Genomic DNA, 20,389 nt, shown 5'->3' on the forward strand with positions numbered 1-20,389 from the left:
AGGACGTTTCGGGGACGGGAGAGAAACATGCGAATTAAACCTGACGATAACTGGCGCTGGTATTTTTGCGACGAGCATGACCGAATGATGCTCGACTTAGCCAATGGCATGTTGTTTCGCTCTCGTTTTGCCCGCCGAATGTTAACCCCGGACGCTTTTTCCCCGTCAGGCTTTTGCGTTGATGACGCTGCGCTTTATTTCTCCTTTGAGGAAAAATGTCGCGATCTGATGCTCTCGAAAGAGCAGCGCGCCGAGCTGGTATTAAATGCGCTGGTGGCTATCCGTTTCCTGAAGCCGCAAATGCCAAAGAGCTGGCATTTCCTGCCGCACGGCATGAACTGGACCCCGGCAACGGGCGATGCGGCCAGCGTCAACCTGAGCGATACCGCAGAAGAGGTGAGCCTGCTGGTGGTGGAGCCAGGCGAAAATGCCGCGCTCTGCCTGCTGGCCCAGCCTGGCGTGACGATTGCCGGCCGGACGATGCAGCTCGGGGATGCCATTAAGGTCATGAACGACAGGCTGAAGCCCCAGCTTCGCGTGGATGCCTTCAGCCTCGAGCAGGCGGTTTAAGCTTCCAGCTGTACGGACGTTTTCGGTACGCAGCTACAGCACAGAATTGTGCCGTCATTTCCAGTTGCCGACTTTTTCAACGCACTCACTTCGCCATCCACCAGTCTGATACGACAGCATCCGCAAATGCCCGCGCGGCAGGAATAGGGTATGCGGATCCCCGCTTGTTCCAGTTGCTCAAGCAGTACCTGCTGGTTGTTACCCCGGATAACGTTGCCCTGCCAGTGAATATCTACCGCAGAGGCGACGTTCGTCTCAACGTCGACAAGCTCCTCCTCCTGACCCGAGCCGTACACTCTTGCTGGCCCACGGGCAAGAATTTCGACCTCATCGCCGACGCGGATCGCGCCGCTGGAGCGTGGGATCAGGTTCTGGCCGAAATCGACATCGCCATTATCCTGCGCGGTGCGGAATGATTGCAGGGTTTTCAACGGTTCGCCGGAAGGATGCTTCTGGCCTTTCTCCGGGCTCACCGTCGTGAAAATGCAGCGGCTGCAGGGCTTCACCACGTCAAAAATGACGCTGCCGATGCGGATCACTTTCCAGGTATCTTCGTCCCAGGCCTCGGCACCCGTCACCACCAGGTTCGGACGGAACTGTTCCATCTGAACGCTGGCTTTGCAGCGGCCTTGTAAATCACGCAGCGAGGCTTCGTTCGTCAGCAGGAACGGGAAGCCATCGGCGAAGGAGAGGGGAACGGCGTCGTGTCGCTTCACGCGACGCGTCAGTTCAGGTCCAACCCAGCGCAGCTGCACGTCGCGGGAGAAGAAGCCGCTTAACCAGCGGTTAATTTCATCCGGGGCGATGCGCGCGGTAAAGTGGTTCCCCCACACTTCCGTTGGCGCATCGACGGGCGCAAAATCAGCAAAGCGAATCACCGCGCTGGAACCGTCCGGCGCGGTAAGGTGCAAACCGTCGTGAAGCGGGGAAGGGGTAAAGCGAACCATCTGAGGGAACTGGCGTGCGGTAATAAACGTACCGTCAGGCTCGGTGACCATAAAAATGCGATCGAAGGCGAATCCGCTCATGTCGGCCAGCGCGTGAGAGACGCCGATGCCGCGCATGGATTTCACCGGATGAATAAAAAGCCTGGATAACGTCGCCACTGCACACTCCCTCGAATGAAAATAAGCCTTCAACTTTATGACATACACGCCATATTAGCTATAATGCGCGACAATTTTCTAAGAGTAAAAGTGACGATATGAATTCTCTGTTTGCCAGTACGGCCCGTGGGCTGGAAGAGCTGTTAAAAACTGAACTGGAAAGCCTGGGCGCACAAGAGTGTCAGGTGGTTCAGGGTGGTGTCCATTTTGAGGGCGACACGCGGCTTATTTACCAGAGCCTGATGTGGAGCCGCCTGGCGTCGCGCATCATGCTGCCGATGAAGGAGTGCAAGGTTTATAGCGACCTTGACCTCTACACCGGCGTACAGATGATCGACTGGACAGAGATCTTCACCCCGAATGCCACCTTTGCGGTCCATTTCAACGGCGTGAACGACGAGATCCGCAACAGCCAGTACGGTGCCCTGCGCGTAAAAGACGCCATTGTGGACTGCTTTACGCGTAAAAATAAGGAACGTCCGAACGTCGATCGTGAAAACCCGGATCTGCGTATTAACGTCTGGCTGAACGGCGACACGGCGAGTATCTCTCTCGATCTGAGCGGCGCGGGCCTGCACCTGCGCGGCTACCGCGATCGTACCGGCATGGCACCCATCAAAGAGACCCTGGCGGCCGCCATTGTGATGCGCTCCGGCTGGCAGCCGGGCACGCCGCTGCTCGACCCGATGTGCGGTTCCGGTACCCTGCTGATTGAAGCGGCCATGCTGGCCACCGACCGCGCCCCGGGGCTGCACCGCGGCCAGTGGGGCTTCAAAGGCTGGGCGCAGCACGATGAAGCGCTCTGGAAAGAGGTCAAAGACGACGCGCAGACCCGCGCACGTAAGGGGCTGGCGGAATATACCTCTCATTTCTACGGCTCCGATAGCGACCCTCGCGTCATTGAGCGCGCGCGCAGCAACGCCCGCCGTGCCGGTATCGGCGAGCTGGTCACCTTCGAAGTGAAAGACGTGGCGAACCTGACCAATCCGCTGCCAAAAGGCCCGTACGGTACGGTGATCAGCAACCCGCCATACGGCGAACGTCTCGACAGCGAACCGGCGTTGATTGCCCTGCACAGCCTGCTGGGCCGCAACATGAAGGACCACTTCGGCGGCTGGAACCTGTCTCTGTTCAGCGCCTCGCCGGAACTGCTGAGCTGCCTGCAGCTGCGCGCCGACCGCCAGTTTAAGGCGAAAAACGGCCCGCTGGACTGCGTGCAGAAAAACTACCATCTGGCGGAGAAAGCGGCCGACAGCAAGCCGTCCGGCGTGGCGGAAGATTACGCTAACCGTCTGCGCAAGAACCTGAAGAAATTTGAGAAGTGGGCGAAGCAGGAGGGCATTGAATGCTACCGCCTGTATGATGCCGACCTGCCGGAGTACAACGTGGCGGTTGACCGCTACGCGGACTGGGTGGTGATTCAGGAATATGCGCCGCCGAAAACCATTGATGCGCAAAAAGCGCGTCAGCGCATGCTGGACGTTATTGCCGCCACCATCGCCGTGCTGGGTATTGCGCCAAACAAGCTGGTGCTGAAAACCCGTGAACGTCAGAAAGGCAAAAATCAGTACCAGAAGATGGGTGAGAAGGGTGACTTTATCGAAGTGGGCGAATATAACGCCCGCCTGTGGGTCAACCTGACCGACTATCTGGATACCGGCCTGTTCCTCGACCACCGTATCGCCCGCCGCATGCTGGGCCAGATGAGCAAGGGCAAGGACTTCCTGAATCTCTTCTCCTATACCGGCAGCGCCAGCGTGCATGCTGGTCTGGGCGGCGCGCGCAGCACCACCACGGTGGATATGTCCCGCACCTATCTGGAGTGGGCGGAGCGCAACCTGCGTCTTAACGGCTTAACCGGGCGTCAGCATCGCCTGATGCAGGCTGACGTGCTGGGCTGGCTGCGCGACACCGACGAGCAGTTCGACCTGATCTTTATCGATCCGCCGACCTTCTCCAACTCCAAGCGTATGGAAGATAGCTTTGACGTTCAACGCGATCACCTGCGCCTGATGACCGACCTGAAGCGCCTGCTGCGTAAAGGCGGCACCATTATGTTCTCGAACAACAAACGCGGCTTCCGTATGGATCATGACGGCTTAGCAGCCCTGGGACTGAAAGCACAAGAAATCAGCCAAAAAACGCTGTCTCAGGACTTTGCCCGTAACCGTCAAATCCATAACTGCTGGTTGATTACCGCGGTCTGAAAGGAAAAATAAATGTCTTTAATTAGTATGCACGGTGCGTGGCTCTCTTTTAGCGACTCACCGCTTCTCGACAATGCAGAGCTGCACATCGAAGATAACGAGCGCGTCTGTCTGGTGGGCCGTAACGGCGCGGGTAAATCCACGCTGATGAAAATCCTTAACCGCGAACAGGGCCTGGATGACGGGCGCATTGTTTACGAACAGGATCTGATTGTCTCCCGCCTGCAGCAGGATCCACCGCGTCACGTGACCGGCAGCGTGTACGATTTCGTGGCGGAAGGGATCTCCGAGCAGGCTGAATACCTGAAGCGCTATCACGAGATTTCGCATCTGGTGATGACCGATCCGAGCGACAAAAACCTCAACGAACTGGCAAAAGTGCAGGAGATGCTCGATCACCACGGTCTGTGGCAGCTTGAAAACCGCATTAATGAAGTGCTGGCGCAGCTCGGTCTGGAACCCGACATGGAGCTGTCGGCGCTCTCCGGCGGCTGGCTGCGTAAAGCGGCCCTGGGTCGTGCGCTGGTCAGCGGGCCGAAGGTGCTGCTGCTGGACGAACCGACGAACCACCTGGATATCGAGGCGATCGACTGGCTGGAAGGCTTCCTGAAAACCTTCAGCGGCACCATCATCTTTATCTCGCACGACCGTTCCTTTATTCGCAATATGGCGACGCGTATTGTCGATCTCGACCGCGGCAAGCTGGTGACCTATCCTGGCGATTACGACACCTATCTGCTGGAGAAAGAAGAAAACCTGCGCGTGGAAGAGCTGCAGAATGCGGAGTTTGACCGCAAGCTGGCGCAGGAAGAGGTCTGGATCCGCCAGGGCATCAAAGCCCGCCGTACCCGTAACGAAGGCCGCGTGCGCGCCCTGAAGGCGATGCGTCGCGAGCGCAGCGAACGCCGTGAAGTGATGGGCAGCGCCAAAATGCAGGTGGAAGAGGCGTCCCGTTCCGGCAAGATTGTCTTTGAAATGGAAAACGTTAACTATCAGGTTGACGGTAAAGTGCTGGTGAACGATTTCTCGGCGCAGGTTCAGCGCGGCGACAAAATCGCCCTGATTGGCCCGAACGGCTGCGGTAAAACCACGCTGCTGAAACTGATGCTCGGCCAGCTGCAGGCCGACAGCGGCCGCATTCACTGCGGGACCAAGCTGGAGGTCGCCTACTTCGACCAGCACCGCGCGGAGCTGGATCCGGACCGTACGGTGATGGACAACCTCGCCGAAGGCAAGCAGGAAGTGATGGTGAACGGCAAGCCGCGCCACGTGCTGGGCTACCTGCAGGACTTTCTGTTCCATCCGAAGCGCGCCATGACGCCGGTGCGCGCGCTGTCGGGCGGTGAGCGCAACCGTCTTCTGCTGGCGCGCCTGTTCCTGAAGCCAAGCAACCTGCTGATCCTCGATGAACCGACCAACGATCTGGATGTCGAAACGCTGGAACTGCTGGAAGAGCTGATTGACGGTTATCAGGGTACCGTGATGCTGGTCAGCCACGATCGTCAGTTCGTTGACAACACCGTGACCGAGTGCTGGATCTTCGAAGGTGAAGGGCGAATTGGTCAATATGTCGGCGGTTATCACGATGCAAAAGGGCAGCAGGCACAGTCGCTGGCGACGAAGCAGTCAAAGTCCAAAATAAGTTCTGAACCTGCTGTAACAAAAGCAGAAACTGTCAAGAAAACCTCGGCTAAACTAAGCTATAACCTGCAGCGCGAACTGGAGGGGCTACCGCAGCGTCTTGAAGAGCTGGAGGCTGCGCTTGAGGATCTGCAAAAACAGGTTGCTGATGCGTCATTCTTTACCCAATCGCATGACTATACTCAGAAAGTATTGGCTGAAATGTCCGCGGCTGAAAAAGCCCTGGAAGACGCCTTTGAGCGCTGGGAGTACCTTGAGTCTCTGAAAAACGGCGCATAAACAGGGATAACATATGTGTGACCAGCACCATGCCGACAGGCATATTTTATGCTCGCAATGCGATATGCTCGTGGCGTTGCCAGAGCTTGGTCACGGACATAAAGCCCTGTGTCCACGCTGTGGCGCGACGTTGACAACCGAGTGGGACGCGCCGCGGCAGCGTCCCACTGCTTACGCGCTGGCAGCACTGTTCATGCTGCTGCTCTCTAATCTCTTCCCCTTCATCTATATGAAGGTGGGGGGGATCACCAGTCAGGTGGATCTGCTTGAAATCCCGGGCGTGATGTTCTCGGAAGATTACGCCAGCCTGGGGACCTTCTTTCTCCTGTTTGTCCAGATAGTCCCGGCTTTTTGCCTGGTCGTCATCCTTTTGCTGGTGAACCGCGTCAGGATGCCGGCACCGCTGAAAATCCGACTTGCGCGTATTCTGTTTCAGCTCAAAAGCTGGGGGATGGCGGAGATCTTTCTGGCGGGGATCCTGGTCAGTTTCGTGAAGCTGATGGCGTACGGCGACGTGGGGATTGGCAGCAGCTTTATTCCCTGGTGTCTTTACTGCGTTCTGCAGCTGCGCGCTTTCCAGTGCGTGGACAGACGCTGGGCGTGGGATGATATCGCCCCGGCACCGACGCTTGCGCAGACGGTGAAGGTCGGCGTGCCCGGCATTCGCCAGGGGCTGCGTTCCTGCCCTTGCTGCACCGCCGTGCTGCCCGCCGATCTCGACGTTTGTCCGCGCTGCGAAACGAAAGGGCACGTGCGCCGTAAAAATAGCCTGCAGTGGACGATGGCGCTGCTGGTCACGTCCGTCATGCTGTATCTGCCAGCCAATATTCTGCCAATCATGATCACCGATTTGCTCGGCGACAAAATGCCCTCGACGATCCTGGCCGGGGTGATACTGCTCTGGGGTGAAGGTTCCTATCCGGTCGCTGGCGTCATCTTTATCGCCAGTATTATGGTGCCCACCTTAAAAATGATCGCCATCGCCTGGCTCTGTTGGGATGCGAAAGGTCATGGGAAACGCGACAGCGAACGCATGCACCTGATTTATGAAGTGGTCGAGTTTGTCGGACGCTGGTCAATGATTGACGTGTTTGTCATCGCCGTTCTCTCTGCGCTGGTGCGGATGGGCGGTTTGATGAGTATTTATCCTGCGATGGGGGCTTTAATGTTTGCACTGGTCGTGATCATGACCATGTTTGCGGCCATGACCTTCGACCCTCGTTTATCGTGGGATCGTGAGCCTGAATCAAGCCATGAGGAAGAGTAAGAGCATGGAAAATAAGAGTGGAGAGGCGAAAGTGCAGAAGGTCAAAAACTGGTCTCCGGTGTGGATTTTTCCCATCGTGACTGCGCTGATCGGTGCCTGGATCCTGTTTTATCATTACAGCCATCAGGGGCCGGAAGTGACGCTGATAACCACCAATGCCGAGGGGATTGAGGGCGGTAAAACGACCATCAAAAGCCGTAGCGTGGATGTGGGCGTGGTGGAAAGCGCAACCCTGACCGACGATTTAACCCATGTGGAAATTAAGGCGCGCCTGAATGCCGGCATGGAAAAACTGCTGCACGGCGATTCCGTTTTCTGGGTCGTTAAGCCGCAGGTGGGGCGTGAAGGGATCAGCGGCCTGGGGACGCTGCTCTCGGGTGCCTACATTGAGCTGCAGCCGGGTGCTAAGGGTAACCAGCCGGCCCAATACCAGCTTCTGGATTCACCGCCGCTTGCACCGCCTGATGCCAAGGGCATCCGCGTGATCCTCGACAGCAAAAAAGCAGGTCAGCTCACGGCGGGCGACCCGGTTCTGTTCCGCGGCTACCGCGTCGGGTCGGTTGAGAAAAGCACGTTTGATCCACAGAAACGCGCGATCAGCTATCAGCTCTTCATTAATGCGCCAAACGATCGCCTGGTCACCAGCAACGTCCGCTTCTGGAAAGACAGCGGGATCGCGGTAGATCTGACTTCGGCAGGCATGCGCGTTGAAATGGGTTCGCTGACCACGCTGTTTGGTGGCGGCGTGAGTTTTGACGTGCCGGAGGGCCTGGATTTAGGGCAGCCGGTCGCAGAGAACACCGCGTTCCGTCTCTTTGACGATCAAAAAAGCATTCAGGATGCGCTCTATACCGATCACGTTGACTTCCTGATGTTCTTTAAAGACTCCGTTCGCGGCCTGCAGCCGGGGGCGCCTGTTGAGTTCCGCGGCATTCGTCTCGGTACGGTTGGGCAAGTGCCGTTCTTCGTTCCGGGCCTTCAGCAGGTGCTGGATGATGATTACCGCATTCCGGTACTGATCCGCATTGAACCAGAGCGTCTGCTTAATCAGATTGGTGAAAATCAGGATATCGCGACTCATATCACCCAGCTGATGGAACGCGGTCTGCGCGGGTCGCTGAAAACCGGCAACCTGGTAACCGGTGCGCTGTATGTGGATATGGACTTCTACCCGAAAGCACCGCCGATTACCGGTATCCGTGAATTCGGTGGCTACAAGATCATCCCAACGGTGAGCAGCGGTCTGGCGCAGATCCAGCAGCGTCTGATGGAGACGCTGGATAAGATCAACAATCTGCCACTGAATCCGATGATTGAAGCGGCAACAAACTCGCTGAGCGAAAGCCAGGCAACGATGCGCCGTCTGCAAACCACGCTGGATAACATCAACAAGATCACGGCGAGCCAGAGCATGCAGCAGCTGCCGCAGGACATGCAGAAAACGCTGCGTGAGCTGAACCGCAGTATGCAGGGCTTCCAGCCGGGATCAGCGGCCTATAACAAGATGGTGGCAGATATGCAGCGTCTTGATCAGGTCCTGCGTGAACTGCAGCCGGTGCTGAAAACGCTCAACGAGAAGAGCAATGCGCTGGTGTTCGAAGCGAAAGATAAAAAGGATCCTGAGCCGAAGAGGGCAAAAGAATGAAAAAATGGCTATTGATGGTTGGCGCTCTGCTGTTAACGGCGTGCAGTTCAGGGGGAGATAATAAAAGCTATTATCAGCTGCCTGTGGCAACCCACAGCGGTGGGCAAAGCACGGCCAGTCAGGGAAACCGCCAGCTGTGGGTTGAGCAAGTCGCCGTGCCGGATTATCTGGCAGGAAACGGCGTGGTCTATCAGACCAGCGACGTTAAATATGTGATTGCAACCAACAACCTGTGGGCCAGCCCGCTGGATCAGCAGCTGCGCAACACGCTGGTGGCCAATCTGGGTAGCCAGCTTCCGGGCTGGGTTGTCGCGTCGCAGCCGCTGGGTAACGATCAGGATACGCTAAACGTCACCGTAACGGGCTTCCACGGCCGCTATGACGGTGCGGTGGTCATCAGCGGGGAGTGGTTGCTGAATCATCAGGGGCAGCTGATTAAGCGTCCTTTCCATCTGGAGCTGAAGCAGCAGAAGGATGGCTATGACGAAATGGTGAAAGTCCTGGCTCAGGGATGGGCGCAGGAGTCGGCCAGTATCGCGAGAGAGATTTCCCGGCTGCCATAAGTAAAATTCATCATCAGAAACCGCAATCGGTCTGTCGCTGATTGCGGTTTTTTTTCGTTTTCAACTCAGGTTGTTACTTGTGCCACGTCACAATTTTTGTACAAATGAACTTCCAGCTCGCTCACAAATATGACACCCGTATGAATTTTGAACATTGACGATGCGACTAATTCGGGGTATTCGTTATCTGTGCCTGTGCAGATAGTGCAGACACTGTTTTCTTTCCACCAGACAAAAGAATGAGGGAAACGAGGCATGAAGAGACAGAAACGAGATCGCCTGGAACGGGCTCATCAACGTGGTTATCAGGCCGGCATCGCTGGACGTTCTAAAGAAATGTGTCCTTATCAGACGATAAATCAAAGGTCACAATGGCTTGGAGGCTGGCGAGAAGCCATCGGCGACAGGGCACTCATAGCCTGATAACGTCTCTTTCAAAAAAGAAACCTCCGCAATGCGGAGGTTTCGCCTTTCTGGAGGTGCGAAAGCACGATCAGAACGCGGACGTGTCCTGGAACAGGCCAACCTTCAGGTCGCTTGCGCTATAGATCAGACGACCGTCTACCAGCACTTCGCCATCTGCCAGGCCCATAATCAGGCGGCGGTTAACGATGCGCTTGAAGTGAATACGATAGGTCACTTTCTTCGCCGTAGGCAGAACCTGGCCAGTGAATTTTACTTCGCCCACGCCCAGCGCGCGGCCTTTACCTTCACCACCCAGCCAGCCCAGATAGAAGCCAACCAGTTGCCACATGGCATCCAGACCCAGACAGCCAGGCATTACCGGATCGCCAATAAAGTGGCAGCCGAAGAACCACAGGTCCGGGTTGATATCGAGTTCTGCTTCTACGTAACCCTTATCGAAGTTGCCGCCGGTTTCGGTCATTTTCACGACACGGTCCATCATCAGCATGTTCGGGGCCGGTAACTGTGGGCCTTTCGCGCCAAACAGTTCACCGCGACCAGAGGCAAGAAGATCTTCTTTTGTATAGGATTCGCGTTTATCTACCATGTTCTCAGTAAGCCTTATTTTAGTGAAGGACGCAGGATAGCTAACACGTGTACGCTGAACAAGTCCGATCAGTTCGAACTAAACCAGCCCAGCCAGCGTAACGGCCATGGATAACGGTGACGAGCATCCTGCTGTGTTGCCTGAGCAATGCGCTCCTGGATAGTCTGCATCAGGGTGGTTTGCCCTTCGCCATCCCATACCAGGTTTGTCAGTAAGGGTAGTGCATCCTCAATCCCTTCGATGGCCCAGATAGCGAACTGCTCTTGTTCAACCGCATCCAGAATCTCCTGGCTGAGGCTTAAATGGCGTGCGTTGGGAGCCGGAATAATCACACCCTGCTTGCCGTTTAAACCGCGCTGCTGACAAATAGAGAAGAAGCCTTCAATTTTTTCGTTGAGGCCACCCACAGGCTGCGCACGACCGAATTGATCCACCGAACCGGTGATCGCGATGTTCTGATTGATGGGCACTTCCGCCAGGGCGCTGATTAAGGCGCACAGTTCAGCCATAGAGGCGCTATCACCATCCACTTCGCTGTAGGACTGCTCAAACGTCAGCGAGGCGGAGAAGGGGATCTGTTGCTCAAGCTGCAGTTCAGACATCAAAAACGCCTGCATGATCATCATGCCTTTGGCGTGAATGTTTCCGCCCAACTCGGCTTTGCGTTCGATGTCGGTAAACTCGCCATCGCCAATATGCACAACGCAGCTAATACGGGATGGCTCCCCGAACGCGCGCGGATGGCCAGGGAATTCAATCACCGACAGGGCGTTGATTTGCCCGACGCGTTCGCCTTCGGTTTCCACCAGAATTTGTTCCAGCAGAATTTCATCCTGCATACGGTCAGCAAGATAGCCTTCCCGCCACTCACGCTGAGCCAGCATCTGGGTGAGCTGCTCCCCGCTGAACGCACCGCTACCGCTCACCACGCCCACTTCACGCAGCTGTTTGCCGATCCAGAGCGGGCAGAGTGGCAGCGTTTCCTGGTCACCGGTATAACGCACCGCTTCGCGGATCAGGCCTGGCCATGCGTCAGCCGCAGGAGTTGGCAGTGCAAAACGTTCAGCAACGGCCATCACCCACTGGCACCACTGCGCCATATCGTCGGCATCGGCAATCTGGATATTGTCTTCGTATTCGCTATACACCGCCTGTTCAGCCAGTTCAGGCTCCATTTCCTGGAAGTCTGCCAGCGATTCACGGTCGCCCGTCAGCACGACGGTTAATGACAGCGGCATAGACGGAACCGAGACAGGCAGAGGACGAGACTCATCGTAGCCGACCCAGTCGAAACGCTGCTGATGCACGATGGTTTTCAGACGCATCCACAGAAGCGGCTGCGAGAGCAGGGTACGCAGCGAGATGATCAGGACACCGCCATTTGCGCGATGTACCAGCCCAGGCTGCAGCGAAAGCTCGCCGTTAAACTGGCGCAGACAACCAAAGAGTTGTTCAGCCTCGACCCAGTTCGCGGTAATCACCTCGCCCTTAGCGGCAAAAAGGCCGTCGGCCTGCGCCGCCGGTTCGAAAGTAACATCATGTCCAGCGATACGATACTGGCCGCCAAAAACGGCGTTCGCTTCCGGCTTTAGCTGACGCACGGCATCCCCGAACAACGTCAGGTATTCCGCTTCTTCCGGGGCTTTGAGCAGCATGAAAGGCGCAGTTGCCCAGGGGCTTAATACCTGCTCCAGCGCATAATGCAAACGGGGCTGCGTATCGCTAAGGATGAATTCGTGTTCTTTTGCGAGATCTGGCTGTGCAAACAGTTCCTGATAACTTTCGGTATCCGGAACAAGGTCACGCCATGCAAGTTTCGTAATGGTCAAAGTTGATGTTTTTTAGTCAGATGTAAAAGCGTGGAGTATACCGTAAGCGGGGGGCTCTACCCAAGCAGGATTGGGGATTTCGACAGGGTGATTGGCTGCATTCACTCACAGGATATGATTTCTTTTCAGCAGATTGCTAAAAAACTGATATTCTGAACAGAGTTACGTGGTAACACTGAGATCGCAATGAAATATCAACAACTGGAAAATCTCGAAAGCGGCTGGAAATGGAAGTACCTGGTCAAAAAGCACCGTGAAGGGGAGCTGATCACCTGCTACATCGAAGCCAGCGCTGCGCAAGAAGCCGTGGATATTTTGCTGACCCTCGAAAACGAACCGGTACAGGTCAACGGCTGGATTGAGAAACACATTAATCCTGCGTTGTTAAACCGGATGAAGCAAACTATCCGCGCGCGACGCAAACGGCATTTTAATGCTGAGCACCAGCACACTCGCAAAAAATCAATCGACCTGGAATTTGTTGTCTGGCAGCGCCTGGCCGGGCTGGCACAACGACGGGGTAAAACGCTGTCGGAAACCATCGTGCAGTTGATTGAGGATGCAGAACATAAAGAGAAGTACGCCAACCAGATGTCGACACTGAAGAATGACCTTCAGGCGCTGTTGGGTAAAAAGTAGTTTTTTACTTTTCTTCAGACAATAAAAAACCCCGCATTGCGGGGTTTTTTTATAAGACGATAACTTATGCCGCTGGCTGAGTTACAACGTCTTTGATGCCTTTAACTTCGATCTCTACGCGACGATCTGGAGCCAGGCAGTCGATCAGTGCAGCGCGAGCTTTCACGTTGTCACAGGTGTTGCCAGTAACTGGGTTAGATTCGCCCATACCACGTGGGGAGATCTTGTTAGCTGGGATACCTTTAGAGATCAGGTAATCAACAACAGACTGAGCACGTTTCTCAGACAGTTTCTGGTTGTAAGCGTCAGAACCGATACGGTCGGTGAAGCCCAGAACCACTACAGAACCGTCTTTAGGATCCAGGTTGCTCAGCTGGGTGTACAGCTGATCCAGTGCCTGCTGGCCTTCTGGTTTCAGAGTCGCTTTGTTGAAGTTGAACAGAACGTCAGACTTCAGAGTGAAGTGCTTGGTCTGTACTTCTGGAGCTGGAGCCGGCGCTGGAGCAACAACTGGTGCTGCTTCTTCCTGCTGGCCGAAACGGTAGGAAACACCTACGCTCAGCATGCCGTTGTCTGGACGAACACCAACGGTGTTGCCGTCGCCGATGTTGTTAACCCACTGGTATTCCAGACGGGTAGCGATGTCACGGGTCATAGCCCACTCAACGCCACCAGCGAATACTGGGGAAACACCGGTGTCATGGTCGTCGCCAGCGATGCTGTTGCTGGAGTCAGCGCGCCATACCATGCCGCCCAGACGGGTGTACACGTCCAGATCGTCAGTTACTGGGTAACCCAGTTTAGCGGTCAGCTGAACGCCCTGTGCTTTGAAAGCGCCGTTTACGGTGTCGCCTTTGTATGGCATACGACCTAACCAGTCGTAACCCATTTCAAAACCAACATACGGGTTAACCTGATAGCCACCGAACGCACCTGCACCAAGCTGGCTCTCGTGAGTTGGGCCATCATTGTTCAGGCTGCTGTTGTACCAGCCGGTGTCGTGGAACTGAGACCAGCCCAGTTTACCACCTGCATACCAGGTATTATCTTTCGGAGCGGCCTGCGCTACGGTAGCGAAGCCAGCCAGTGCCACTGCAATCGCGATAGCTGTCTTTTTCATTTTTTGCGCCTCGTTATCATCCAAAATTCGCCATGAAAGTCTCAAGAGAGAATCACGGTTAAATCCTTCACCGGGGGGCGTGGTCAAATATAAATCTACCGATATCTTCGGCTTAGGCCGAGCACCCCTGGCGATGTAAAGTCTACAACGTAGCTGAAAACTTACAAGTGTGAAGTCCGTCAGGCATATGAAAAAAAAAGTTCCGTATACCGATTATTTAACATTTTTTGAACGAATTTTGTGCAATAAAATTAAGGAGAACCGCACCAGACAAGCCTTGCCGCAATTTTAAGGCCGGGAACTAAAATCCCATCTTGCGGTCAAAAAAAATTCCAGGAAAAATCTTAATTTCACTCAATGATACAAATTTGAGTGAATTTTTAGCCCTGAAAGTTGTCCTCTGCGGTAAGAATCCGATCGAACCGGACGCATAATGAACCCGATCGCATTCCCTTCTTCAGCGGCTTCAGTCAGTCGGAAATGTTCCTCTTCCGTCAATTCTTCCGGTAACCAGCCAATCACCACGCTGTAATTTCCTGTGCGTAACGCGCGGATCATCGACTCAACGGTATCGCAAGGCGGAAGTTGATTAATCTGCATGACCTTGGTCAGCGGAAGGCCTGCGGATTGAACCCACTCGCGACTCAGCTTTTGCTGAGGCGTGAGCCAAAGCTGCCAGCGTGATTGCTGACCGAGCTGTTGTAATAATGGCAGTAAAAGAAGTTGCGTTAACAAGGGCTGGTCTTCACGATAAACCACTTCACTGATAAGCCCTGTGGAAACACGCTCGACGGAATTCTGCGCGACATTGCCTGCGGCAGAAGAGAGAGAGGTTGCGCGATTTGCATAGCCTGAAGTGTGCATATTCATTCCAGCCCTGTAGTTACTGTATGGATATACAGTAACCCCTGTATGCCCAAAGATCAACCTCATTTTCGGAAAGCGACTCGCAAAATTCATTCAATCTTGATGCCCCTCGAAAAATCATCTTGCTCAACGACGATAAGTTGCCTATTTTCCTGCTAACGGATCCGCTAGTAAGAAATTTCGTTGTTAGCCTATGATTTTGAAGGGAAATATCATGAAAAAGATATCTTATGAACGGATTTATAAATCCCAGGAATACCTCTCTCCGTTGGGCGAGATTCATCATCGCGCGCTGTTTGGCGGTTACACCCTGGCGGTCGATGATGCGGTCTTTGCCATGGTGTCCGATGGCGAACTTTACCTTCGCGCGTGTGAAGAGAGTGCAAAATACTGTGTAAAAAATGCTTCCTCCTTCTTGACGTTAATGAAGCGAGGCCGCCCGGTGCTGCTCAACTATTATCGTGTGGATGACGGATTATGGCAGGACAGGGAGCGGTTGCTTCAGCTCTCCTCGTTTGCACTCAGTGCGGCAAGGAAAGAGCGCTACCAGCGTCATCAACGAAACCGTCTTAAGGATCTGCCGAACCTGACCTTTCAGCTTGAAGTCTTGCTCTATGAAGCCGGTATCACCAATGAAGAAACGCTGCGGGCGCTGGGCGCCAGAGCGAGCTGGCTGAAGATGCGGGCAAAGAATAAAGCACTCAGTATAAAAGTGCTCTTTGCGCTGGAAGGGGCAATCGAAGGGCTGCATGAGGCGGCACTCCCGGCAGGTATCCGCCGGGAGCTGACGGAGTGGTTTAATGCGCTGCCTGAGCCGCAGGAGAGTCGTTCCTCCAGGTAGCGATGTGCTGTTGCAGTCGGCAAATTTCAGGCAGCAGAGCGATAAGCAGGCCTATCTGCTGAAGAACCAGCGGCGCTTTGCTGTCGTTTCCCGGGTCAAGATGCGCAATGCGTTGAGCCAGTTCATCCAGAGCCTGTCGAACGCGCGGTTCATCGGCCGGGCGGTGATGAAGCGCATCATCGACATAGCAGACGGCGTCATCGAGGAGGTTGAGAACCGCCGGGTTAGTGAGCTTCTCGCGGTGGGCCCCCAGCGTCGAAATATAGCTGGTAAAGGTATGGTTCAGGCAGAGCAGGCGGAACGCTGTCTCACGAATCTCGGCCGTGGCGCCCGGCTCCGTTGACATGTTAGAGACAACGGAGGCCAGTTCAGCATCACTGTTGTGCGCGTCGCGACGTGCTATCCGGTAAGCCAGACGGTTATCGCGGCCCTGGTGGTACTGCTCCAGAATTGCGTCAAGGTAACGACAGTTGGCATTCATCGCCCTGTCTACCACGCGCGGCAAATTGCGAAAACGCCAGTCCGGCCAGATAAAGCTGACCGCGGCCCAGGCAATCGCGCAGCCAATCAGCGTATCAATCACGCGGGGCAGGGCGACTTCAAACCCTTCACCCAGCAGATTAAAGCAGAGCAGCACCAGCAGCGTGATGAACATGGTGGCATGGGCGTACTGCACGTTGCGAAACGCGAAAAACAGCACGCCGGTGATCACGATCAGAATCAGCTGCCCTTCGACGGAAGGCACGAAATAAAGCACCGGCAGGCCGATTGCGACGCCGACCAGCGTGCCGATAATACGCAGCGCCAGGCGGTGTCGGGTGGCGTTATAGTTCGGCTGGCAGACGAACAGGCTGGTCAGCAGGATCCAGTAGCCATGATGCAGCCCGGTTATCTGGATAAAGGCATAACCCACGCACAGCACCAGCGACATTCTCACCGCGTGGCGGAAGAGAGCCGACTCCGGGGTAAAGTTGCGGCTCAGGCGTAGCCACATATCGCTAACACTGTGCACGCTGTCATCAGCAAGCTGATTGTCGACCTCACTGCCCGGAAGCGCCATCGCCTGCTCGGACTCGATGGTCGCCAGCTGTGCGTCAATCGCCCGCAGGTTGTTCAGCAGAAAGCCCAGCGCTTTGATGTGTTCCGGTGACGTTCCGCTGGCCTGAACGCGGTCGAGCGCTGCGTCAAGATGGCTAAATACGCGTTCAAAACGTGGATCATGCTGATAGGGCGTGCGCAGCAGAATGGAGCGCGAGAGCTGCTGGCACGCCTGGGACTGCATGGAGAGCAGGCGCTGGAAGCGGAACATCACGTCGCTGTAGCGGAACTTCTCGCGCAGGGCGGCATACTGGACGTGCGAGGAGCTGGCGCGTTCATGAATGTCCTGGGCGGCAAAATAGTAATGTAAGGTTCTTCGCGTTCCGCGCTGACCGCGATCGCCGCGCAGACGGGTCAGCAGAGAGGCTTTTGTCTGGTTAAGGGTGGCGACCAGTTGACCATTTGCCAGCGCCAGATCGTAGAGCGGCGCCTGGCTTTCTTCCTCGATATCCGGGTCGAACAGCCGGGATTTCAGTTCAAGATAGTGGGCTAGCTGCTCAAAGCTGCGGGCAAGGTTGTCCTGCAGAGGACGAACCGGGAAGATCAGATGACCGGTTAAGGTCAGCAGGTTATACCAGATGGCGCCGAGCAGCAGCAGAACCGGCTGCTGGTACCACTGGTCGTAGAGGGATGCGCCCAGCATGGTATAGATGGCGATCAGCAGGGCGCCAAACGCGATAGTGGCATAGCGCTGCCCAAGGCCGCCCAGCAAAATAAACCCGCTGGTTGAGAGCGTCAGACCCAGGGCAAACAGCCAGGGCCAGGGGAAAAGTAACTCAACGGACGCTGACGCAATAAAAAAGCAGACGAGCGTGATGACCAGGTTGCGTAAACGCCCGGCCAGACGATCGTCCAGGTCCGCCAGCGCCCCGGCCACGACGCCCAGCGTGAGCGGGATGGTGAGCTTGACGTCATTCAGCCACCAGGGCAGGGCAACCGTGCCGCAAAGTGCGATAAATATCCTGACGTTATAAAGCCAGGTGCTGTTCCAGGTATAACGGCGAAGCAGTGGGCTTAGCATAAACGCGGCCAGTCCTTAGTTACTGAAAACGACGACGCGCATTGGCTTCACGCGCCGCCTGGGCCACTTCGACCGGAACAACCCTGCGCCCGACGGGCCAAAGAGCGATAGCGGCGATCTTAAAGTTCGCGATCCCCACCGGAATACCAATAATCGTGATGCACTGCGCAATACCCGCAAAAATATGCATGATGCAGAGCCACCAGCCGAAGAAAATCAGCCACAGAATGTTAAGCAGGGTACCCCCCGTATTCATCAGGGCGTTTTTGCTCTCCGGATTCAGCTCGTCAACGTGGATGGCTTCATTCCCGTAGGGGACGAAGGAGAGTTTTGTGATTTCCCAGCAGGAGCGAGTCAGGGGGAGCGTGAAAATCAGGACGATGCTCACCAGCGTGGCAAAAAGCCAGGAAAGGGTGGTGGCAAAACCGCCCAGCACAAAATTCAACACATTCAGAACGGTACGCATAAACCCTCACTTCCTTTCGATAAAATTAACGCCCAATGATTGTAACGTTTTTTTAGGCTGGAGCACCTTAAAACTGGCAGTTACACTGTCAGGTAAATTATCTCTTCGTGGATTTGGCGGAACATGGAACTGAAAGCAACGTCGTTAGGCAAACGTCTGGCGCAACACCCTTACGACCGGGTGGTTCTCCTTAATGCCGGGGTAAAAGTCTCTGGAGAACGCCACGAATACCTTATTCCGTTTAATCAGCTTCTGGCTATCCACTGCAAACGCGGGTTGGTGTGGGGCGAACTCGAGTTCGTACTGCCTGACGATAAAGTCGTGCGTCTTCACGGCACCGAGTGGGCAGAAACCCAGCGTTTCCACCATCACCTGAACGCGCTCTGGCAGCAGTGGAGTCAGGATATGAGCGTGATTGCCGCCGGAGTGCTACAAAAGGTGTTGGACGATATCGCGCAAAGCAACGCGCAGCATTCGTGGCTCACCCGTCAGCAGACCGCCGGGTTGCAGCAAAAGATCCGGCAGGCACTCTCGGCGCTGCCGTTATCCGTGGCGCGTCTTGAGGAGTTTGACAATTGTCGCGACGCCTGGCGCCAGTGCCAGGCCTGGCTGAATGATAAGGATAAAAGCCGACTCGCCCATAATCAGGCCTGGACGGACGCCATGCTCACCCAATACGCCGACTTTTTCAGTACGGTGGAGTCTTCTCCGCTTAATCCGGCTCAGGCGCGCGCGGTGGTCAACGGCGAGCAGTCGCTGTTGGTGCTGGCGGGGGCCGGTAGCGGTAAAACGTCGGTGCTGGTCGCGCGTGCCGGCTGGCTGCTGACGACCGGGGAAGCGGTCGCCGATCAAATTCTGCTTCTGGCCTTTGGCCGCAAGGCTGCCCAGGAGATGGACGAACGGATCCAGGAACGTCTGCATACCCGGGATATCACGGCCAGAACCTTCCATGCCCTTGCCCTGCATATTATTCAGCAGGGCAGTAAAAAAGTGCCTGCTATCAGTAAGCTGGAAAACGACGCGCAGGCGCGCCAGGCACTGTTTATCAAAACGTGGCGCCAGCAGTGCAGTGAGAAAAAGGCGCAGGCGAAAGGGTGGCGCCAGTGGCTCGAGGAGGAACTCAACTGGGACGTGCCGGAGGGCAGCTTCTGGCAGGATGACAAACTGGCGCGTCGGCTGGGTTCACGGCTTGACCGCTGGGTCAGCCTGATGCGAATGCACGGCGGAACGCAGGCAGAGATGATTGAAAGCGCGCCGGAGGCTATCCGCGATCTGTTTTCGAAGCGGGTCAAGCTGATGGCGCCGCTGCTGAAAGCCTGGAAAACCGCGCTGAAAGCGGAAAATGCCGTCGATTTTTCCGGCCTAATCCACCAGGCCATCATCATTCTGGAGAAGGGGCGCTTTGTCAGCCCGTGGAAACATATTCTGGTGGATGAGTTCCAGGACATCTCTCCGCAGCGCGCAGCGCTGCTTTCGGCGCTACGGGCGCAAAATAAGCATACCTCGCTGTTTGCGGTGGGTGACGACTGGCAGGCCATCTATCGCTTCAGCGGGGCGCAGCTTTCGCTGACGACCGCGTTCCACCACTATTTTGGCGAGGGCGATCGCAGCGATCTGGACATCACCTACCGCTTCAATTCACGGATTGGTGAAATCGCCAACCGCTTTATCCAGCAGAACCCGCATCAGCTGGCAAAGCCGCTCAATAGCCTGCGGGCAGGGGATAAAAAAGCTGTGACCCTGCTGGCGGAAGACCAGCTGGAACCGCTGCTGGACAAGCTCAGCGGCTACGCGAAGCCTGATGAACGTATCCTGGTGCTGGCACGATACCATCACCTCAAACCCGAGGCGCTGGAAAAGGCGGCCACCCGCTGGCCGAAGCTGCAGCTTGAATTTATGACGATTCACGCCAGCAAAGGGCAGCAGGCCGACTATGTGATTGTCATGGGGCTGAAAGAGGGGAGCGACGGTTTCCCGGCCCCGGCCCGCGAGTCGGTCATGGAGCAGGCCCTGCTGCCGGTGCCGGAAGACTTTCCGGATGCCGAAGAGCGGCGTTTGCTGTATGTGGCGATGACCCGCGCGCGCCATCGCGTGTGGCTGCTGTTCAATAAAGAAGAGCCATCCGTGTTTGTCGATATTTTGAAGAGCATTGATGTGCCAGTGGCGCGGAAGCCGTAACGCCGCCGGGCAAGGATGGGTAGGCCGGGTAAGGCGTAGC

Annotated in this window: 17 protein-coding genes; 10 read left to right on the forward strand and 7 right to left on the reverse strand. The window is 55.8% G+C overall.

What is annotated here, in order from left to right; all coding sequences use genetic code 11:
- The first annotated feature begins 27 nt into the window (after positions 1 to 27).
- Positions 28 to 570, forward strand: coding sequence for a cell division protein ZapC (zapC, locus tag AA74_RS0118015; RefSeq protein WP_021240861.1), 543 nt, complete (start codon positions 28 to 30; stop codon positions 568 to 570).
- Here zapC and AA74_RS0118020 read toward each other — a convergent pair.
- Positions 567 to 1,676 (reverse strand): YcbX family protein, encoded by a 1,110-nt coding sequence (locus AA74_RS0118020; protein WP_025912949.1) that lies wholly within the window; start codon positions 1,674 to 1,676, stop codon positions 567 to 569. The genes zapC and AA74_RS0118020 overlap by 4 nt on opposite strands.
- A 98-nt stretch (positions 1,677 to 1,774) precedes the next feature.
- On the opposite strand from AA74_RS0118020, the gene rlmKL reads away from it, so the two are divergent.
- From rlmKL to rmf, 6 genes are all read left to right on the forward strand, one after another.
- Positions 1,775 to 3,883, forward strand: coding sequence for a bifunctional 23S rRNA (guanine(2069)-N(7))-methyltransferase RlmK/23S rRNA (guanine(2445)-N(2))-methyltransferase RlmL (rlmKL, locus tag AA74_RS0118025; protein ID WP_021240859.1), 2,109 nt, complete (start codon positions 1,775 to 1,777; stop codon positions 3,881 to 3,883).
- Between the two features lie 12 nt (positions 3,884 to 3,895).
- Complete coding sequence (locus AA74_RS0118030; RefSeq protein WP_025912950.1) at positions 3,896 to 5,803, forward strand: ABC transporter ATP-binding protein; 1,908 nt, start codon at positions 3,896 to 3,898, stop codon at positions 5,801 to 5,803.
- A gap of 13 nt (positions 5,804 to 5,816) precedes the next feature.
- Positions 5,817 to 7,070 carry a membrane integrity-associated transporter subunit PqiA gene (gene pqiA / locus AA74_RS0118035; protein ID WP_008499934.1) on the forward strand — a complete coding sequence of 418 codons (1,254 nt, stop codon included), beginning with the start codon at positions 5,817 to 5,819 and terminating at the stop codon, positions 7,068 to 7,070.
- Between the two features lie 4 nt (positions 7,071 to 7,074).
- Positions 7,075 to 8,715: an intermembrane transport protein PqiB gene (gene pqiB / locus AA74_RS0118040; protein WP_008499933.1), complete on the forward strand. Its 1,641-nt coding sequence runs from the start codon at positions 7,075 to 7,077 to the stop codon at positions 8,713 to 8,715.
- A complete protein-coding gene (gene pqiC, locus AA74_RS0118045) occupies positions 8,712 to 9,278 on the forward strand; it encodes a membrane integrity-associated transporter subunit PqiC (protein ID WP_008499932.1) in 567 nt (188 codons plus the stop codon). Before pqiB ends, pqiC begins: the two co-directional genes overlap by 4 nt.
- 255 nt (positions 9,279 to 9,533) lie before the next feature.
- Entirely contained in the window at positions 9,534 to 9,701 is a 168-nt protein-coding gene (gene rmf, locus AA74_RS01000000122295; RefSeq protein ID WP_013097261.1) for a ribosome modulation factor, read from the forward strand.
- A 70-nt stretch (positions 9,702 to 9,771) separates the two neighbouring features.
- Here rmf and fabA read toward each other — a convergent pair whose 3' ends face one another.
- Complete coding sequence (gene fabA, locus AA74_RS0118050; protein WP_008499931.1) at positions 9,772 to 10,290, reverse strand: 3-hydroxyacyl-[acyl-carrier-protein] dehydratase FabA; 519 nt, start codon at positions 10,288 to 10,290, stop codon at positions 9,772 to 9,774.
- 68 nt (positions 10,291 to 10,358) lie between these two features.
- Positions 10,359 to 12,119, reverse strand: coding sequence for a Lon protease family protein (locus AA74_RS0118055; RefSeq protein WP_023327040.1), 1,761 nt, complete (start codon positions 12,117 to 12,119; stop codon positions 10,359 to 10,361).
- A gap of 186 nt (positions 12,120 to 12,305) precedes the next feature.
- Between AA74_RS0118055 and matP the strand changes: the two genes are divergently transcribed.
- Positions 12,306 to 12,758 carry a macrodomain Ter protein MatP gene (gene matP / locus AA74_RS0118060; protein WP_008499929.1) on the forward strand — a complete coding sequence of 151 codons (453 nt, stop codon included), beginning with the start codon at positions 12,306 to 12,308 and terminating at the stop codon, positions 12,756 to 12,758.
- A gap of 64 nt (positions 12,759 to 12,822) precedes the next feature.
- On the opposite strand, the gene ompA is transcribed toward matP, so the two are convergent.
- Both ompA and sulA read right to left on the reverse strand, forming a co-directional pair.
- Entirely contained in the window at positions 12,823 to 13,878 is a 1,056-nt protein-coding gene (gene ompA, locus AA74_RS0118065) for a porin OmpA (protein WP_008499928.1), read from the reverse strand.
- Between the two features lie 354 nt (positions 13,879 to 14,232).
- The gene (sulA, locus tag AA74_RS0118070; protein ID WP_021240857.1) at positions 14,233 to 14,742 is read right to left on the reverse strand and encodes an SOS-induced cell division inhibitor SulA; all 510 of its coding nucleotides are present in this window, start codon (positions 14,740 to 14,742) and stop codon (positions 14,233 to 14,235) included.
- A gap of 217 nt (positions 14,743 to 14,959) precedes the next feature.
- Between sulA and AA74_RS0118075 the strand changes: the two genes are divergently transcribed.
- Positions 14,960 to 15,586 carry a TfoX/Sxy family DNA transformation protein gene (locus AA74_RS0118075; RefSeq protein ID WP_021240856.1) on the forward strand — a complete coding sequence of 209 codons (627 nt, stop codon included), beginning with the start codon at positions 14,960 to 14,962 and terminating at the stop codon, positions 15,584 to 15,586.
- On the opposite strand, the gene yccS is transcribed toward AA74_RS0118075, so the two are convergent.
- On the reverse strand, positions 15,543 to 17,705 hold the full coding sequence (gene yccS, locus AA74_RS0118080) for a YccS family putative transporter (RefSeq protein ID WP_021240855.1): 2,163 nt from the start codon (positions 17,703 to 17,705) through the stop codon (positions 15,543 to 15,545). The genes AA74_RS0118075 and yccS overlap by 44 nt on opposite strands.
- 19 nt (positions 17,706 to 17,724) lie before the next feature.
- Positions 17,725 to 18,171: a YccF domain-containing protein gene (locus AA74_RS0118085; RefSeq protein WP_008499924.1), complete on the reverse strand. Its 447-nt coding sequence runs from the start codon at positions 18,169 to 18,171 to the stop codon at positions 17,725 to 17,727.
- 123 nt (positions 18,172 to 18,294) lie between these two features.
- On the opposite strand from AA74_RS0118085, the gene helD reads away from it, so the two are divergent.
- A complete protein-coding gene (helD, locus tag AA74_RS0118090; RefSeq protein ID WP_025912951.1) occupies positions 18,295 to 20,349 on the forward strand; it encodes a DNA helicase IV in 2,055 nt (684 codons plus the stop codon).
- Positions 20,350 to 20,389 lie beyond the last annotated feature (40 nt).

It is taken from the genome of Enterobacter sp. 5-4 (assembly GCF_000612205.1).
GTDB classification, from domain to species: domain Bacteria; phylum Pseudomonadota; class Gammaproteobacteria; order Enterobacterales; family Enterobacteriaceae; genus Enterobacter; species Enterobacter roggenkampii.

Excerpts from the sequence above, each read along its gene's own strand:
- zapC (WP_021240861.1), top strand. The coding sequence starts at position 28 with ATGCGAATTAAACCTGACGATAACTGGCGCTGGTATTTTTGCGACGAG.
- rlmKL (WP_021240859.1), top strand. The coding sequence starts at position 1,775 with ATGAATTCTCTGTTTGCCAGTACGGCCCGTGGGCTGGAAGAGCTGTTA.
- AA74_RS0118030 (WP_025912950.1), top strand. The coding sequence starts at position 3,896 with ATGTCTTTAATTAGTATGCACGGTGCGTGGCTCTCTTTTAGCGACTCA.
- pqiA (WP_008499934.1), top strand. The coding sequence starts at position 5,817 with ATGTGTGACCAGCACCATGCCGACAGGCATATTTTATGCTCGCAATGC.
- pqiB (WP_008499933.1), top strand. The coding sequence starts at position 7,075 with ATGGAAAATAAGAGTGGAGAGGCGAAAGTGCAGAAGGTCAAAAACTGG.
- pqiC (WP_008499932.1), top strand. The coding sequence starts at position 8,712 with ATGAAAAAATGGCTATTGATGGTTGGCGCTCTGCTGTTAACGGCGTGC.
- rmf (WP_013097261.1), top strand. The coding sequence starts at position 9,534 with ATGAAGAGACAGAAACGAGATCGCCTGGAACGGGCTCATCAACGTGGT.
- fabA (WP_008499931.1), bottom strand. The coding sequence starts at position 10,290 with ATGGTAGATAAACGCGAATCCTATACAAAAGAAGATCTTCTTGCCTCT.
- matP (WP_008499929.1), top strand. The coding sequence starts at position 12,306 with ATGAAATATCAACAACTGGAAAATCTCGAAAGCGGCTGGAAATGGAAG.
- ompA (WP_008499928.1), bottom strand. The coding sequence starts at position 13,878 with ATGAAAAAGACAGCTATCGCGATTGCAGTGGCACTGGCTGGCTTCGCT.
- sulA (WP_021240857.1), bottom strand. The coding sequence starts at position 14,742 with ATGCACACTTCAGGCTATGCAAATCGCGCAACCTCTCTCTCTTCTGCC.
- AA74_RS0118075 (WP_021240856.1), top strand. The coding sequence starts at position 14,960 with ATGAAAAAGATATCTTATGAACGGATTTATAAATCCCAGGAATACCTC.
- yccS (WP_021240855.1), bottom strand. The coding sequence starts at position 17,705 with ATGCTAAGCCCACTGCTTCGCCGTTATACCTGGAACAGCACCTGGCTT.
- AA74_RS0118085 (WP_008499924.1), bottom strand. The coding sequence starts at position 18,171 with ATGCGTACCGTTCTGAATGTGTTGAATTTTGTGCTGGGCGGTTTTGCC.
- helD (WP_025912951.1), top strand. The coding sequence starts at position 18,295 with ATGGAACTGAAAGCAACGTCGTTAGGCAAACGTCTGGCGCAACACCCT.